Here is a 17,535-nt window from a genome sequence, read left to right as displayed (position 1 = left end):
ATACAAGAGACCTTCAAGCCTGCCTGGTCAGTCTGCCGCTGGCAGATCAAAACGGACATCGCCGGATTGGATCTCCTTGGTCGGGTCTGTCGGCAGGGCAGGCAGGAGGAACCGGCCACGGCCGATGATGCCGGTGAGGTCCGTGCTGGGTGCCTGCCGAAGGACGCCCGTGAAGTTAACTTTCCGGGTCTTGGCATCTGCCAGGGAGAAGGAACCTGTGAAGGCGCCGGTTGAGGCATTGAACTTCACTTTCCATTGGGTCGGGTTTGCAGCCGGGTCCGTCACGGTGACGCTGTTCTTGACGACATCCATGGCCAGTGCCACTGGCAGATCCGAATCCGACGGGCTGGCGATGCTGCTGTGCGATACCGTGAATGCACCGGTCTGATCCAGGCCCAATAGGGCTGCCAGGGTGATGGCGGGCAGGTCCTTCTTCGCTTTGGTGGGCTTGATCCAGGGGTCGAGAGTGACCTGGGTATCCAGAACACCAAATCCGCCGATGTAGGATTTGTCTTTCGGACCAGCGGCTTTGGCCCAGGCGAGCTGGGTAGCCGACTGCACGGAAATAAAGCTGCGCTCTGGCATGTCGGGATGGATCGCCAGATCCAGTCCGCCGGCGATATAGCTCTCCGCCCGCTTGTAAGGCTGCGCAAACAGACGGTAACCGGCCTGGCTGTCCGGGGCCAGGGAGGCAGTGAAGGAGGTGCCATCGGCAAGGCGGCCAACGACTTTCATCACCGCTTTTTTATCCACGGTGACGATGCCATGACCGGAACCTTCTGGCAAAGGCAGCTCTGTGTCCGCTGCGGGCACCCCCGGTGCGAGAACCAGTGTATGCGCCCCGGCAAACTCAATGACGTCACCGCGAGCCGGTATGTAAATCAACTGGCCGTTCAGTGTGCCGGCAAAAGCCACATCATCCACGGCGAGCTGAGCACTGAAGGCTTCCTTAAGCGGCAGCGCCAGGGCCAGATCATAAACCAGACCGGTTTTTTTCGAGGTGATGCTGATCTCCGCCGTCGCATCTTCCAGTCCGGGATCCACCGTCAGGCTGCCTTTGAAAGGCAGTGCCGCAGCCTCCTGGGGGACCGTCAGCTTGCCGGTGAAAGAGCTGCCGTTTTTCGCCACGGTGAGTTCCACTTTGGCACCGGGACGGGAGTCAGAGATTTTGGCCAGCAGCGCTTCATAGCGCCCGCCAAAGCTTTCCACAGTCATGATCCCGTTCACATAGGTCAGGGCATAATTCACGGACGCGGCCCCGCTGGCCTTGATGGGGTAGCTGCCGCCAGGGCTCTTCAGTTTGGCCGTGGTGGTGATCTTGGGCTGTTTGGTCAGCGCGGTTTCAGCGGTGTCTCCGTTCACAAAACCCGAGTAGCTGAAAGTCAGTTCCGGGTTCTCCTGGCCCATGAACCGCTGCTTGTTATCCACCGTTAGTGTCAAGGGTGCTTTCGCGATGACCAGCTTGCCAGTTTTTTTGGTCTTCGTGCCCTCAACCGTGGCCACCACGCTGTAGCTGCCCGCATTCGTCGGCGGAGTTGTCTCTCCCTTGTAGGTGACGATGATGGTGCTGCCGTCAGGCCCGCCGGTGACCGTGACCGGCCGTGGGGTTCCGGTATAAGTCTGCTGCAAATTTTCCAAGACCAAGGGGCCGCCGCCGCCTGTTGCGGGAGCTGTCACCTGAAAGGACTGGTCCACAAATGGGGCAGCAGCATAGGTGGCATTACCGGCCTGGCTGGCACGCACAATGACTGTGCCGGGTTCTCCCGTCAGAGTGATGGTGCTGCCGGAGATGCTCGCCGGACCAGAAAAGATGCTGAAACTCACGGGCAGTTCGGAGGAGGCCGTTGCCGCCACATCAAAAGCCCCGTCCGTGGTCAGCTTCGCGGGCAGCGGATCAAAGGTGATCGTTTGAGAGAGCAATCCTGGCAGCCCGGTGCCAGTCAGCGTGACGCTGAAGCTCGGTGTCAGAGGATCATCACTCAGGATGTTCAGCGTCGCCGTGCGCACCCCTTCCGCAGTTGGGGTAAACTTCAGGGACAGAAAGGAGGTCTGGTCCGGATTCCGGCTGTCGGGAAGGTTCACGGTATTGATGCTAAAATCATCCTCATGGGTCCCTGTGATCGTGGCCGAGATACCTCCCAGAACCTCCAGACCGCCATTCTGAAGAACCAAGGAGCGATCATCTGAGGCTCCAATGGCACGGTTTTGGAAAAGCAGCGCATCCCCAGGAGCAAGCTGTCCGCCGACGGAAAAATTAAAGACCGTCATCAGTCCGTCCTCCGGCAGGTCCAAGGGCTCAGGCAGCTCAATGACCCAGCCTTCAGACTGGTTGATGCCATTGGTGGAAGTGCCAACGAGGACGCGCCGGTCGGGGGAGATGCTTGTGACCTGCCTCAAGATATGCCCGGGTGTTTCCAGGCCATATTTGTTTTTTAAATAGACAGCAAGCGGTACGCGGGTGCCATTGGGCAGCCAGACCACGGCCTCCTGCAAGGAAAAAACACTGGCCTGCCCCATGAACCCACCCGCAGTGCCGTCATCGTTCACGGTGAAGGCATCCGCCGCCGTCATGCCATATGAGCGTGTGAAAGGAGCGGGTACGGGCGCGCCCAGGGATTCCCCCCGGTCCCAGCGCTGGCTGGTCGTGCCTGAGAAGCCCTGCCCGTTGATCGCCGAGGAGAGGCCCACGATGTAACGTCCGCTGGGGGAGATGGCCCGGACGTCTCCGAGAGCCGCAAAGGCGGCCGAATCTGGCAGCACGGTAAATCCATTCTCTTCGGTCCAGATGAAAGGACCATTAAATAGTCCCGTGCGCTCGTAACCCGCCACCGTCGTTCCATCCGCAGACAAGCCGACAGGATTGCTGGCGATGTCTCCATTCGGCAGGGTTCCCAGCAGGGTGTAGGTCTCCGTCTCAGCGTTGTAAAAGATGCCACGGTTCTGGCCATTCTGGTCCTGGATCTGGCCCACGAAATTGCCGTTGTCCGCAAAGGCGACTCCATGAAAGAAATTGATCCCGGTGATCTCTCCCCATGGAAACGAAGGAAGGGCCGGATAGGCCGTGCTCTCGCCGGTGGCGATTGTGTATATTCGCGGAGGATGGTTCCCTGAGCCAGCACTGATCAAAGCCAGCGTTCCGTCATCACTCAGGTCCGCCAGTTTGCTGTAGAGAACCCCGCTGACAAAGGTGTTTTCCAAATAAACTGGCCCTGTTCCCGGCACAAAATAGCTTGTGGATTCGCCAATGCCAACCCGGACCGGACTCGCCTCTGGCGCAAGTGAACCACCAAAGGAATTGTTGATGCCAAAAGGGTAATACGTCGCCCCGCCAGCCGTGGCGGTCAGCTTGACGTCAACGATGTTGCTGTAGGCAATCGTGCCATTGTTCGCCAGCAACTGATACTGGCCGGCATCGGCCAAGGTGGCATTGGTGATCGTCAGTTCGGGCGTGGCGGCCCCGGAGATACGCTCATTATCGGTCACCGGCACTCTGTTGGAGTTCACAATCTTGTTCCACTCCAGGGTCGGAGCCGGATCTCCTGTCGCTGCAGCGGTCAGAATGATCGTCTGGCCCGTGGTGGTGGTCACCGGCAGGGGCTGCAGGGTAAAACTGGGGGCGCTTTGCGCGAGGATGGGCTGGGCAGAACCCATCAGCATCAAAGCCAGAACAGAAGTGAGTTTGGTGTATTTGTTCATGAGCATGGGTAGGGCAGGGAACAGCTATCTTTCGAGGCTGACCGCATCGCAATAAGCAATCAGCTTAGCTGGCACCCCTTTCATCACCCCCTTGGGGCGGAAAGGTTACAGTTTGGACCGATATAAATTCCGGGAGACCGGCTCCTGCGACTATTGCTTGACGCTTTCGCGCCCTGAGCCATCGAAAGGGGATGTCAGCCCAGCCTGTTTCCAACCGCCGCATCCTCCACACCGAATGGTCCCTCGGCTGGGGAGGCCAGGAGATCCGCATCCTGCGGGAGATGGAGGCTTTTCGTGATCGCGGCTGGCACATGCAGCTTGTTTGCCGGGAAGCGTCCACCATCTCCAAACGCGCGCAGGAGGCCGGGTTCCAAGTCTCCCACCTGCCTTTTAAATCCGCCGTCCACCTGCCGACGGTCTTTCAACTGGCCCGTCTGATCCGTCGTGAGAAGATTGATCTGGTACATAGCCACAGTTCCGTGGATGGCTGGGTGGGCGGCATGGGGGCCAAGCTGGCGGGCGTGCCCATGGTGCGCAGCCGCCACCTTTCCTCCCCGGTACGGCCAGGACTGAACTCCAAACTGCTCTATGATCTGCTGCCGGAAGCGGTGATCTCCAGCGGTCATCACATCCGCGACCACCTCATCCAGGTGGGCGGTTGCCATCCGGCCCGTCAGTATTCGGTTCCCGCTGGGGCGGACACCTCGGTGTTTCATCCGGAGGTGTCCATTGACGGCCTGCGTGCTTCGCTTGGCTTTGCGGAAGACGACCAGGTCATCGGCATCGTGGCCGTGCTGCGGAGCTGGAAGGGGCATGACGTTCTGCTGGAGTCCTTCACCAGTTTGGCGAAGGACATGCCAAAACTGCGCCTGCTCATCGTGGGTGCCGGACCACGCCGCCCGGCACTGGAAAAGCAGATCAAGGACACCGGGCTGGAAACCCGAGTTGTGCTCACCGGCCATCGCACGGATGTGGCCAGTCTGATGCGAATCATGGATGTCTGCGTGCTTCCTTCGCTAAAAAACGAGGCTACGTCCCAGGTGCTGCCCCAGGCCATGCTGGTGGGCACCCCGGTCATCTCGTCCTCCGCCGGCGGCCTGACGGAGGTGGTGGAGGATGGAGTCCGTGGCCGCGTGGTCCCGCCTGGGGATGCCGTGGCCCTGGCAGGGGCATTGCGGGCCGTTTTTACCGAACCTGAAGCGACGAAAAAAATGGCCGTTGAAGCCCGTGCCCACGCCCTGCGTGAACTGACCTTCGAGACCCAAATTGACCGCACGGAGGCGGTCTATATCAAGCTGCTGAGCTGACCGCTCAGAGCTTGGCCGGTGCTGGTATCGTCGAGGTATCCTTTGGCGGATTGCGCCCGATGAAGGGATGCTGCTCCAGGTCCATGACCTGGCCGCTGATGGGGCCGCTTTCATCCGCCAGCCAATAGACCGCCGCCGCGGCGATCTCTTCCGGCCAGAGGATGCGCCCGGCTGGCGCATAGATCTTCGGCAGGTCCTGATACCACGTTTCATGCAGGCCATGCTCGCGCTTGCGCTTGGCTTCATTTTCCGTCAGCACCCAGCCGGGGTTGATCTGGTTAACCCGCACGCCGTCCTCTTGCATCAGAGTGTCTCCCAGGTTACGCGTCAAAGTCATCAGCGCACCTTTGGAGACGCTGTAGGGCAGCAGGTTTGGCTCGCCGCACCAGGCGTTCACGCTGCCGATGTTCAGTGCACAGCCGCGCACTTTCCGCAGTTCCGGCAGGGCTGCCTGGATCAGCAGGAAAGGCACCACGGCATTCACATGCAGCATCTTGGAAAAGAAGTCCGCCGTCGTGGTGTGGATGTTGCCCTGGCCAACCATGGCGGCATTGTTCACCACGGCATCCAGGCGGCCAAAACTTTTCACCGCCACCTCCACCAGCCGCTGCGGGCAGCCTTCGGCATTCAGATCCTCAATATGCGACACCGCCTTGTCCGCTCCCAGCTCGGCCACTACGGCCGCAGCCAGATCCGCCTCCAGCCCGTGGATGACCACGCGTGCGCCTTCCGCGACGCAGCGTCTGGCGATGGCGCAGCCAATGCCGGTGGCGCTTCCAGTGATGAGGATGACTTTGTTTTCGAGGCGCATGGGAGGATAAAAGATGACCGCCATTAAACCCTGGCGCAGGGTTGCTGCCACGTCAGTTTCTATGCGATTTACGACGTGGCCATCGGCCACAACAGATCTCAGGGTTTGGCCACGCCTTTGATGCTGAAGTCATCATACTCCACATCCACGGCGTTCGTGGTCAGGCTGATGAGGGACTTCGTTTCATGGGCGATGCCTTCGGACTTGAAGCTGCCCGCTTTTTTTCCATTGATGGTGACTTCGATCTCATCGCCCTTCGTCTGCACCACTAGCGTGTGCCATTTCTCCAGGCTCAGCTTCACTGGCTCGCGCTTGGCTTTGGCGGCCAGCATTTTCTTTTCATCATCGGTGAGCTGGTTGGCCTTCTTGCGATCATAAAGTCCGCCTTCCAGGGTGAAGGCTCCAGTCTTGGCATCCGCCATGTTCACACTCGTGGGGGAGACTGTCACCTGGCAGATGTGCCCGGCGTGGGAGCCCTTGTAGCCTTTGTCATCGAACCAGACATTGAAGCTTTTCGCCTTGTCAGAAACGAAACGAAACTTCACCGAAACCTCCAGATCCTTCTCCCCATCAATGCGGATGTTATCCACGGCGGAGTGGTCAGAAGTCGGGGCCGTGATGCCCACCAGCACGCCGTCCTTCACCACGCTGGAGCTTTTATAGTGCCCCCAGCGCGGCCCGAAACCCTCGGCAGAAAAATCATCCGCAAAGATGACGCGTGTATAGTCAGCGGCAAAAGCACCGGTGGCAAAAAGGGAGGCAAGGAGGAGTGGCTGGATGAGTTTCATGGGGATTGGGTGGAAGATAACGTATGGTGCGGCAGCAAATAGCGAATACCCGGCAGAAAACCATCACGAAAGCGAGGAGGTCAGATCTCCTGCTGGGCACACTGAGATATGAGAATGCTAAAATAGGTCTCGCCGAGGAACCGGGGGAACTTATGCTATCTGGATGAAGCCCCACGCCCTGGTGATTGCCCTTGTTATCCTTGCCACAGGTGTGCTGGGGGCAGTGTTTTGGTACTTGAACCTGGGCCCGGCAGCAGCGCCGTCCCAGCTTGCCATCAGCCCCACCTCCCAGGTGCCAAACCCTGCCACTCCGATGCCCGTTCCCCAGGAAGACTGGGAGGTGAGGCTGGAGAAGATTGTCCATTCTGCTCTTGAGATGGAGGACATTGCGGACCGCCTCATTGTGCTCTTCCCCACCCTTCCAGTCAGGGGCAAGGAGGATGCCGCCCAGCACATTTGTGACAACGTTTCCGATGAAACTTATGCCAAGATGCGCCCGCTGACGGTGGATGCCGGGCTGGGGGAAGAAGTGCTGGATGTCTTCTATACTGACCTGGGCAACCGGGATGAAAGGGTCCGGCTTCCGGTGCTGCTTGAGATCGCCAAGAATACCCGTCATCCCTTTCGCACGGAAGCGGCTGAGGAATTGACCTTCATTCTGGACACTGACCCGGGAAAAGATTTTGCCCGGATGGAGGCCGCCATGATTTCCTATCTGAAAGAGCTGGAGGATGAGATGTAGGATATGAGTCCCGGTCCATAATCCGGGATGTCCTTTCTCACACCGGCCTCAACACGCTCTTCACCACCTCGCCTTTGTGCATTTTTTCAAAGGCCTGATGCCATTCGGTGACGGGCCATACACCGCCGATAATGGGTTTCACATCAAACTGGCCGCTGGCCAGCAGGGCGATGACACGCTCCCAGATGGGCCAGTTGTGGCTGAAGCTGCCTTGCAGGGTGATGTTCTTCTGCACCAGCGGGTCCATGTTAAAACCCAGCGGTTGTGGCCCCCAACCCACTTTGCTGATCCACCCGGCGGGCCGGACAATGTCCAGGGCGATCTTCAGCGTGATGCTGGCGCCGGCGGCATCAATGACGCCATCGCAGCCCAGGCCGTCGCGCTGCAATGCCCAGGGTTTGGCATCGCCGATGATGACTTCGCAGCCGTAACCTTTGGCGATCTCCAGCCGGTGCGCATCCTGTGGCAGGCCGACGATGGCCACCTCCGCCCCGCACAGGCGGGCCATGGCGGCGCAGAGGATGCCGATGGTTCCAGGGCCAAGCACAACGACGCGGTCCCCTGGCTCAATGCGGGCATTTTTCACCACGGCATTATACGCCACACAGCAGGGCTCCGTGAGGCAGGCCTGCTCAAAGGGCAGTTGATCCGGCACGTGGTGGAGGATACGTGAGGGCACACGCACATACTTGGTCATGGCTCCGTTAACGCCGTATCCGAAACCTTTGCGGGTATTGTCCAGGTTATAAAGGCCCCGGCGGGTCATGGGGTTGTCCTTGGAGATGATGGCGGCGGTTTCAGACACGACGCGGTCGCCCTCCTGCCAGCCTTCCACGTCTTTGCCCACCTGGACAATACGCCCTCCAAACTCGTGGCCGAGCACCACGGGATAGTTCACCGGCCAGGAATGGTCTGCGGTCCATTGGTGAAGGTCGCTGCCGCAGACGCCGACATTGGCCACCTCCAGCAGCACATCCTCCGCACCGATTTCGGGTTTCTCGATTTCACGGATTTCGACCGAGCCCTTTTCCGGGGCATAATTGACAACGGCAGCGGATTTCATGGTTAGGTTTAAGCCAGCATACGTCAAAGCCCGGCGGCTTGACCACGACAAAGAGTATGCGATTTACGACAAGGCGGACGAATACCTGCACCCGAGGCTATACACGCGGCAGCGTTGCGTTTTATAACTTACTCATGCCCACCTTGTCACCATTACCCTCCTTTTGGCGGACAGCCCTTTGCCTCGCAGTCCTCTTATTGACCTCATTCGGAGCCCACGCCGCAGGCCCGAATGTGCTCTTCATTGCCGTGGATGATCTGGGCAATGTGCTGGGCTCCGCCGGCCATCCGGTGGCGAAGACGCCGCACCTGGACCGCCTGGCGGCCAGCGGGGTGAGGTTTGACCGTGCCTACTGCCAGATCCCGCTGTGCAATCCCAGCCGCGCCTCCGTGCTCACCGGTCTGCGGCCGGATGCCATCCGCGTCTATGATCTGGACCGGCATTTCCGCGAGGAAAAGCCGGACCTGGCGACGCTGCCGCAATATTTCCGGCAAAACGGCTGGTTCTCCGCGCGCGTGGGCAAGCTGTATCATTACGATGTGCCCAAAGGCATCGGCACCGACGGTCTGGATGACAAACCCTCCTGGGATCTCGTCATCAATCCCAAAGGCCGCGACGTGACGGATGAAGCCCTCATCATCAATCCCACACCGGCAAAACCCGTGAGCGCGGCCCTGAGCTGGCTGGCGGCAGACGGGAGCGATGAGGAGCAAACGGACGGCATGATCGCCACCGAGGCCATCCGCCTTTTGGAACAGCAGCAGACGACTGACAAAGCCTTCTTCCTGGGGGTCGGTTTCTTCCGGCCGCACACACCCTTTGTGGCTCCGAAACGTTACTTTGATCTGCATCCTTTAGAGGAAATGCGTCTGCCCACTGCCCCGCCGGATGACCGTGAGGACATGCCGGCTGCCGCCTTTGCCCATAACAATCCCACCCCGCATTACGGCCTGGATGAAACCACCTGCCGGCAGGCATTGCAAGCTTACCACGCGAGCGTTTCCTTTGTAGATGCTCAGATTGGCCGGGTGCTGGAGGCGCTGGACCGGCTTAAGCTTGCAGAGAATACCATCGTCGTTCTCTGGAGCGACCACGGTTATCATCTGGGCGAGCATCTGGGCATGTGGCAGAAGCGCAGCCTGATGGAGGAATCCGCACGCACACCGCTCATCATTCGTGCACCCGGCACCCGTGGCCAGGGCCGTGCCTGCAATCGCATCGTCGAACTGGTGGACCTTTACCCCACTCTCACAGCCCTGTGCGGACTCGATACCCCGCCGCAACTTAGCGGGCGGAACTTGCAGCCCTTGCTGGACGATCCCGCCGCTGAATGGGACTGCCACGCCCTCACCCAGATCCTCCGGCCTGCTGATGCCCGGTTCCCAAAACCCGTTATGGGCCGCAGCCTGCGCACCGCCCGCTGGCGCTATACCGAATGGAATGAAGGCCGCGAAGGCCTGGAGCTATACGACCACGAAAAAGACCCCGACGAATTTACCAATCTGGCGAACACCCCGGAAGGCAAAGAGGTCATCCAAACACTCAAGCCTCTATTCTCCCCCAAAGCCGAAGGCAAGGTGCCAGATTCGCCCATCGTGCCAGCAAGGCTGTGACAAAATTTCCTGAAAGCGCCTTTCTGAAAGCGTTTGTTGGAGATGCTTCCGATGCGCACCTCCCTAGTCGCCCTCGTATCCGCTATGGCCCTGCCCTTGTGGGCCCAGGAGCCGCTGCCAATCGGCAGCCGACGTGAGCTCTTCGTGGATGACCACCTCATCAGTGAGTTCAAAGGCCAGGCCACGCAGCGGCTGCACCATCCGCAGCCTCAGGAGATCGCCATCGTCCACGATGCACCGTGGGAGGGCAGCGGCAGCGGTTATCACAGTGTCTTCAAAGATGGCGGCCTCTACCGCATGTATTACAAAGCCTGGCAGCTGGAGGTGAAGGAGGGGAAAATTGATACCAGCACCCATCCGCTTTATACTTGTTATGCCGAAAGCGACGATGGCATTCATTGGCGCAAACCAGAAGTCGGCCAGCATGAATTCAACGGCTCCAAGGCCAACAACATCGTCATCCCCTACGGCATGATGGGAAAGGTGAATCCGGATGGCGGGCACCCCGCAGTCTTCAAGGATGAAAACCCGGCCGCGCCTGCGGATGCGAAGTACAAGGCCATCGTGCGCTCGCACAAACCCACCGGCCTGCTGGCCCTCAAATCTGCCGATGGCCTGCGCTGGTCTCCCATGGCCGATGCCCCCGTCATTACTGACGGCGCGTTCGACTCGCAGAACCTGGCGTTTTGGGATGCAGAAAGCGGGGTCTATCGGGCCTACTGGCGCTATTTCAGCGCCGATGAAAAGGAGGGCAAAAAAGGCAAATATCAGGGCATCCGCTCCATCCGCACCGCCACGTCCAAGGACTTTCTCCACTGGGAAAATGATGAGAATTTGAGCTATGAAGACAGCCCGGAGGAGCAGCTTTATACCAACCAGATCAAGCCATACCATCGCGCCCCGCATCTGCTGATTGGCTTCCCGACCCGCTACATCGAACGCGACTGGAACTCCGCCAGCATGAAGGCCCTGCCCGAGCGCGAGCACCGCGAGGCAAGGGCCACCGGCAGCCAGCGATACGGCAGCGCCATCACCGAGGGGCTTCTCATGGTCAGCCGGAATGGGGTGAAATTTAAACGCTGGAACGAGGCTTTCCTGCGCCCCGGCATTGAGCGCGAGGGCTCCTGGAACTACGGGCATCAATACCTCGCCTGGCATGCGGTGGAAACCAAGTCCACCATCGAAGGTGCGCCTGACGAGCTTTCCTTCTATGCCACGGAAAGTTATTGGACCGGCAACAGCAGCGCTCTGCGCCGGTACACCCTGCGCCTGGATGGATTCGTTTCCATCCATGCCCCCATGAAGGGCGGTGAGCTGATCACCCGCCCGCTTACTTTCACCGGCAAGAAACTGACGCTGAATTTCGCCTCTTCTGCCGCAGGCGATATCCAGGTGGAGATCCAGGATGCAAAGGGTCAGCCCATCCCCGGCTTTGCCCTTGCCGATTCCGAACCTCAGTTTGGCGATTCCCATGCCCGCATCGTCACCTGGAAAGGCGGCAGCGATGTCAGCGCCCTGTCAGGAAAGCCTGTCCGCCTGCGTTTCATGCTTCGGGATGCGGACCTTTATTCGCTAAAGTTTGAGTGACCCTTGGTTAAACCCAGCCTGCCGCACGGGTCAGCTCCAGAGATTGCGGTCTAACGAACGATAGTTCACGGCTTCCAGGACGCTGTCTGAATCAATTTTTTCCAAGCCTTTCAGATCTGCCAGGGTGCGGGCCACTTTCAGGATGCGGTCATGGGCACGGGCGCTGAAGTTCATCTCGCCCATGTTATGCTCCAGAAAGGCGCTGCCTTCAGCATCCAGCTCACAATGTTTTTTAATGAGCCGGGAGGACATGTCGCTGTTGGTGTGGATGCCTTTGAAGCCTTTAAAACGGGCCGACTGGATGGCGCGGGCCTGTTCCACCCGCTTGCGAATGACTGCGGAAGATTCGCCTGGCTCCGTGCGCGTCAGGGCTTTGAAGTCCACAAGCGGCACTTCGACATGCAGGTCAATGCGGTCCAGAAGAGGCCCGCTGATGCGCTGCCGGTAACGCTGCACCATGGGCGATCCGCAGCGGCACGCTCTTTTCGTATCGCCGAAATAACCACAAGGGCAGGGATTCATGGCGGCGACCATGAGAAAAGAAGCCGGAAATGTGACGGTGCCTGCCGCGCGGGAAATCGTCACACGTCCGTCTTCCAATGGCTGGCGCAATACTTCCAAAGTGCTGCGGCGGAATTCCGGCAGTTCGTCGAGAAAGAGCACTCCATTATGGGACAGGCTCACTTCACCTGGCCCAGGATTGGTGCCTCCGCCCAGCAATCCTGCATCGCTGATGGTATGGTGGGGGGAACGAAAAGGGCGTGTGGCCACGAAGGCCTGCTGCTCCGTCAGCAGGCCTCCCACGCTGTGAATCTTGGTCGTCTCGATGGCCTCTTCCTCTGTCATTCCGGGCATGATGGTGCCCACGCGTTTGGCGATCATGGACTTGCCGGTTCCCGGCGGGCCGACCATGAGGATGTTATGCCCGCCGGCGACAGCCACCTCAATGGCATGCTTGGCATCGCCCTGGCCTTTGACGTCGGCAAAGTCGATGTCGTAGTGGGCAGCGGCGGCAAAGAACTCAGTCGCCCGGCAGGGTTCAGGCGTGAGTTCAATGTCCCCTTTGAGATATTCCACGACTTCACGCAGATGGCTGACGCCGATGATGTCAATGCCTGCCACCACGCTGGCCTCGATGGCGGCGCGTTTCGGCACCAGCAGCCTTTTCCGGCCCCTGGCCCGCGCTTCCAGGGCCACGGCCAGCAGTCCCCGCACAGGACGCAGTTCCCCGTTCAAGGCCAGTTCGCCGATCATCGCCGTCTCCGCCAGGATGGGAATGGGGATCTTCACCCGGTGGGCGATGAGGGAGATGGCGATGGGCAGGTCAAAACCCGGACCCTCTTTTTTCAGATCCGCCGGTGCCAGGTTAACCGTCGTCACGCCATCATTCATCGCAAACCCGCAGGAGGAAATGGCCGCCGTCACCCTCTCCCGGCTCTCCTTCACGGACGCATCTGGCAACCCCACAATGAACATCTTTTGTGTGCCGCCACTGTCGTAAGATTCGATTTCCACCTCGATCGCATTAACGCCGAGGAGGGTGGCTGAGTAGGTACGGGCGACCATGAATGGTCAGTATAAAAATGGACCCTCAGGCTGCAAGCTTCGTTTTGGTGCGCATAAAACCAAAAGTCTTGTGAAGGGATGGAAAGCCCGCCAGCAATAGCCCAGCCATGCGCAGAGGCGCATTGCCGTCTTCGGGGTCAACACAGCAGACAGAATGTCTCAGGGCCTGCGCTCTGGCAAGGCTGTCCGGAGTTGAGGCCGGAGGGATTATTCCAGCCAGGGAATGACCCGGAAATCACCGGCCGCCTCAAGGGTTCGGAAGAAACCTCCCATGGACTGGCTGCCCTGGTTGACGACGCCTTCCAGGAGCAGCCGCTTGCCTGTGCCAGTGTCCACAAAGGACCCGGTGACCTTGCCGGTCGTGCGGTTGAGCGTCATTTTGATCTTCGCCTCCGTCACGGGGTCTATGACGGCCTTGTTCGGAGGTGTCAGCCGCAGCCAGCGGGAAATGTCTCCACCCGCCAGAGGCCCCTGAATGGACAGCGCATACAGTTCGGCTCCTGAGGGGAGGGTGAGCACAGGCAGCCCAGCGGCAGGCCGTACAAACAGGGAGCCTTCAGCCTCCAGCACAGCGATAAACGGTTCTGGCAGCAAGGGGGAATTCACCTTCGGCAGGTGGCGCCAGGCCAGTTCCCCCTGCACAAGAGGCACCTCATGATTCAGGTCAATGGACAGCCTGCCGCACACATCGCCAAAGAGCTTGCCCAGCATCCGGTGGAAAGGCAGTCTTCCGGTGTCATGAATGAATCCTGAGCTGGTCAAAACGGCTCCGTTGGGAAGCTTTCCAGCGAGGGTGACTTTGCCGTCGGGCTTGACCTGGGCGGTCAGATAACCCGGTGCGGATGGGGCACCCACAATTCCCTCTTCCGGCTCCAGCAGGACCGTATAGCGTCCCTCCTGGGGAGCGGGGTTGATTTTTTTCACATACACATGCTTTGGCAGCAGTCCGCTGCTCTGCACCAGGCCCGTGGCATCCGTCAGTGAAAGCGACGCATCAATGGTGTGATCCAGTGTATCGAGCTGGATGCGTACCGCCAGCGGGACGCGTTTCCCACGGGAAATGCTGCGCTCAATCACGAGCTGCGAATCCAGCTTGCCTGCGAACCGGTGGGTGCTCCCGTCATACGTCAGCACAGCAGTTGCACTGCCCAGACCCGTCAGTGTCACCGTCAGCCTGGCGGGGTAGGGGGAGGCATCCACAGGTGCATCCGGCCGTTCCAGCACGTCCTGATAAATCCCGCGTACATCCAGCCAGGACAGCACCTGCAGCTCCGCAGGCTCGCTCTCTGCCGTAGCCCAGCCATTGCTGACCCTCACGGTATATTGGCCCATGGTTTCTTCCGTCAGGTCATCAATGACCAGGATGGCAGCGGTGGCGCCCGGGACTGCGGAGCCGTTTTTGTACCACTGGTAGGTAAAGGGTCCCGCACCCTCCACGGTCACCTCAAAAGTGGCGGGGCGCAGCTTTTGAATGCCGATGGATACAGGGTTGGAGGTAATGCGCGGAGCCAGCCTCACTGTCAGATCAATGGGGGCTGATGGCTCTGGCCCGACGATGTTGGTCACCACGCAATGATAGATGGCACTGTCACTGTCCTCGAGATCCTCCAGGTGCAACTCGGGAAAGGTTTCATCCTGCATGACTTCTTCGTCTTTATACCATTGGTAATCCAGACGGCCGGTGCCCGTGGCAGTGACGGATAACGTAATCTCTCCGCCTTCATTCGCCGATGTGTCTCCCGTCTGGCCGGTGATGGTGACCGGATCGTTCACACTGACAAAAGCGGTCCCGCTGGGCTTCGAATCAGCGGTGTTGGTGATCACGACATCATAAGTGTTTTCATCATCTTCCGTGACCGAAGGCAGAGTGTAGCTTGCCTCCCTGGCATTGGGGATGTCCTGGCCTCCTTTGCGCCACTGGTAGTCCAGTTCCAGGGAACTGACTGCGATGACCGTCAAGGTCACCGGGCTGCCGGGATTCACCGTCACCGGCTGGGGGTCTTCAGCAATGACGATCTGCGGCAGCGGGCCGAGGATGTTAAGGGTCACGGTCGCGACTTCCGAATCGGCAAAGAAATTACGGGCCGTGTATTGGAACGACCAGGTGCCGGTGCTGTCGGCAACGGGTTCATACGTCAGGCTGTCCAGCCCGTCCGCAGGAATGACCGTATTCAAAACAACCGGTTCTCCGGCAAGCTTGAGCACGCCGGCAGCAGGCAGTTGTACAACGGTGATCTCCGTCAGAAAACCTCCGTCCGGATCAGTGTACGCTGCTGCAAAGCCGGCACGGGTAAACTGGATGGGATAATTCTCCGGAGCAGATTTTGAAAAGGAGCCGGCGATGGGGAACAGCCTGTCGGTCGCCAGGATGGAAATGTCATCAAGGGCCACGCCCGCATACTGGTAGGCCTCGTCACTTTGCAGCCGGAAGCGCAGCCGGAAGGTCGAAGTCGCAAAACTGGACGGGATGATGACATGCTGCGGCATCCAGCCGTCAGTACTCAGCGCACCGCTGCTGGTGCTGGCAGGCGTCCATTCCGTGCCGCCATCGGCGGATATTTCGACGGTCACCAGGTCATAGTTTTCCTCGGTTTCGAAAAACTGCTGCCAGCTGAGGGCCAGCAGCTTTCCTGCAGCACTGGAGAGATCCAGTGCCGGGGAGGTGAGGGTGCTGTCCTCATCGGCATTGTAGAAGCCGTTCAGGTTCGTGGCCCAGGCAGCAGCCCCGGAAAAGGCACCGCCAGGGGCAGATACAGGCGTGCCATATTCCCAGGAGGAATTCACGCCGTCCGCCACATAGCCGCCATCATCGGTCTCAAAGTCCTGAACGGCAGTCGCCGGCTCAAATTCCGCCGTTGCGATGCGGATGTCATCAATGAAAAAACCGCCTTCAGCCGTGCTGTGGTCGGTGACCAGAATGAAACGGATCTGGAACTGCGCCGTCGCATAGGAAGGGTCCAGCAGAACCGTCTGCTGCTGCCACTCCGCGCTGACCGCTCCATCCCGCGGCCCGGCCACGGTCTGCCACGTCCCACCACCGTCCTTGGAGACCTGCACCTCGGCATAATCATAGATCTCTTCAGTGACAAGGAACTGCCACCAATGCAGGATCACATGCTGGCCCGCCGCCGCGCTGAGGTCATACATGGGGGAAAGCAGGTCCGCATTGAGATCGGCTGCATAGCTTCCAGTCAGATTCGTGCCCCACACCTGTGTGCCCGAGTGCGCCTGCCCAGGTCCTTCAGGTGAGGTGGTCGCACCCCACTTCCAGGAGTTCAGGCTGCTGGTCGTAAAGCCGCCCGCATTCGATTCAAAATCCTCACGCACGTTGACCCCTGCCGCCGTGGCCGGCAGCAGGTGGCACATCCCGGCGAGGATGAGGAGAAACAGTTTCATGGATACGCTCATGGAATGGATGGAGGGGTTTTTTCGGCAATGGCCGCATGGAGGCCTTGGAGCCGCTCTGGGTGAATCTCGACAGTCAGCCCCTCACGGAGGCCGGTCTCAAAATGGGTCTGCACTTGGGCTTTTTTCTTCTCGGTCAGCTGATGCGTGAGCGTCGGCGTGGCCTGCGCCAGCGGCACCGGGGCGGCCGGCTTCCGGTCCAAAAGTTTCACCACATAAAACCCTGCACGGCCGATGATGACATCACTGTACTGGCCGGGCTCTGTGAGGGCGAACCCGGTCTCGATCACCACCGGGTCCAGCCGTGCCGGAAAACGCTCCCGCTCCACCCAGCCGATGTCCCCGCCACGATACCGGGTTTCCTGGTCCTCGGAAAAAGAGGCAGCCAGGGCGCCGAAGTCCTTGCGTGCACCGGCCTTGGCCTCGGGTTCAGCCTGTCTGGCCATGTCCAGGGCGGATTGCAACCGCCTGCGGGGGGCCAAAGCATCCTCACCTTCGGCCCGGGAAGAGGAGCTTAAAAACAGGATCGCCAGCCTCACCCGTTCAGGCATGATGAATTGGTTTTGTTGTTCTTCGTAAGCAGCCTTGATCTCCTCTTCGGTCACCGTCACGGCCTCCAGCTCAGGCACGAGCTGCCGCTGCTTGTATTCGGCGATCAGCAGGTCGCGGATCATTTCCTGCACTTTGGGATCCTCCCTCACGCCTGCCTTGACGGCATTTTGCACCAGCACTTCACGGTCCACCCATTCCTGCAGCACCGCTTTCGGATCGGCCTCGGTCTCATTGGGGCGGATGCGTTCCTGAAGCTGGAGCAGCTGTTTGAAATCCCCATCACTCAACGACACATCGCCCACGCGCGCCAGCACGGCCCCCTCTTCATGGGCCTGCCGGGAGCAGCCGGTAAGCACCACCAGTCCCGCACCTGCGGCAAAGGCCAGAACCCTTGTCATTGGAATC

General features: G+C 59.7%; 11 protein-coding genes. 4 read left to right on the top strand and 7 right to left on the bottom strand.

What is annotated here, in order from left to right; genetic code table 11:
* Positions 1-27: 27 nt before the first annotated feature.
* Positions 28-3,696: an MBG domain-containing protein gene (locus WJU23_RS10370; protein ID WP_346332488.1), complete on the bottom strand. Its 3,669-nt coding sequence runs from the start codon at positions 3,694-3,696 to the stop codon at positions 28-30.
* Between the two features lie 191 nt (positions 3,697-3,887).
* Here WJU23_RS10370 and WJU23_RS10365 point away from each other — a divergent pair, with 191 nt between their 5' ends.
* On the top strand, positions 3,888-5,003 hold the full coding sequence (locus tag WJU23_RS10365) for a glycosyltransferase family 4 protein (RefSeq protein ID WP_346332487.1): 1,116 nt from the start codon (positions 3,888-3,890) through the stop codon (positions 5,001-5,003).
* A 4-nt stretch (positions 5,004-5,007) separates the two neighbouring features.
* Here WJU23_RS10365 and WJU23_RS10360 read toward each other — a convergent pair whose 3' ends face one another.
* Positions 5,008-5,814, bottom strand: coding sequence for an SDR family oxidoreductase (locus tag WJU23_RS10360; RefSeq protein WP_346332486.1), 807 nt, complete (start codon positions 5,812-5,814; stop codon positions 5,008-5,010).
* A gap of 98 nt (positions 5,815-5,912) precedes the next feature.
* Positions 5,913-6,602, bottom strand: a complete 690-nt coding sequence (locus WJU23_RS10355; RefSeq protein WP_346332485.1) for a family 16 glycoside hydrolase — start codon at positions 6,600-6,602, stop codon at positions 5,913-5,915.
* Between the two features lie 163 nt (positions 6,603-6,765).
* On the opposite strand from WJU23_RS10355, the gene WJU23_RS10350 reads away from it, so the two are divergent.
* Positions 6,766-7,344, top strand: coding sequence for a hypothetical protein (locus WJU23_RS10350; protein WP_346332484.1), 579 nt, complete (start codon positions 6,766-6,768; stop codon positions 7,342-7,344).
* Positions 7,345-7,381: 37 nt separating this feature from the next.
* Here the strand turns inward: WJU23_RS10350 and WJU23_RS10345 are convergent, their stop codons facing one another.
* On the bottom strand, positions 7,382-8,407 hold the full coding sequence (locus tag WJU23_RS10345; RefSeq protein ID WP_346332483.1) for a zinc-binding dehydrogenase: 1,026 nt from the start codon (positions 8,405-8,407) through the stop codon (positions 7,382-7,384).
* 197 nt (positions 8,408-8,604) lie between these two features.
* Between WJU23_RS10345 and WJU23_RS10340 the strand changes: the two genes are divergently transcribed.
* Together WJU23_RS10340 and WJU23_RS10335 are read left to right on the top strand one after the other, a co-directional pair.
* The gene (locus WJU23_RS10340) at positions 8,605-10,020 is read left to right on the top strand and encodes a sulfatase (protein WP_346332609.1); all 1,416 of its coding nucleotides are present in this window, start codon (positions 8,605-8,607) and stop codon (positions 10,018-10,020) included.
* A gap of 51 nt (positions 10,021-10,071) precedes the next feature.
* A complete protein-coding gene (locus tag WJU23_RS10335) occupies positions 10,072-11,607 on the top strand; it encodes a hypothetical protein (protein WP_346332482.1) in 1,536 nt (511 codons plus the stop codon).
* A 30-nt stretch (positions 11,608-11,637) separates the two neighbouring features.
* On the opposite strand, the gene WJU23_RS10330 is transcribed toward WJU23_RS10335, so the two are convergent.
* The 3 genes from WJU23_RS10330 to WJU23_RS10320 all read right to left on the bottom strand — a co-directional run bounded on the left by WJU23_RS10330 (position 11,638) and on the right by WJU23_RS10320 (position 17,528).
* Complete coding sequence (locus WJU23_RS10330; protein ID WP_346332481.1) at positions 11,638-13,173, bottom strand: YifB family Mg chelatase-like AAA ATPase; 1,536 nt, start codon at positions 13,171-13,173, stop codon at positions 11,638-11,640.
* A 207-nt stretch (positions 13,174-13,380) separates the two neighbouring features.
* On the bottom strand, positions 13,381-16,569 hold the full coding sequence (locus WJU23_RS10325) for an immunoglobulin domain-containing protein (protein WP_346332480.1): 3,189 nt from the start codon (positions 16,567-16,569) through the stop codon (positions 13,381-13,383).
* An 8-nt stretch (positions 16,570-16,577) separates the two neighbouring features.
* Positions 16,578-17,528: a peptidyl-prolyl cis-trans isomerase gene (locus WJU23_RS10320; RefSeq protein ID WP_346332479.1), complete on the bottom strand. Its 951-nt coding sequence runs from the start codon at positions 17,526-17,528 to the stop codon at positions 16,578-16,580.
* Positions 17,529-17,535 lie beyond the last annotated feature (7 nt).

Source organism: Prosthecobacter sp. SYSU 5D2 (assembly GCF_039655865.1).
GTDB lineage: Bacteria > Verrucomicrobiota > Verrucomicrobiia > Verrucomicrobiales > Verrucomicrobiaceae > Prosthecobacter.
Note: the sequence above shows the minus strand (reverse complement) of the source record. Positions and strands in the feature narration are given on the sequence as shown.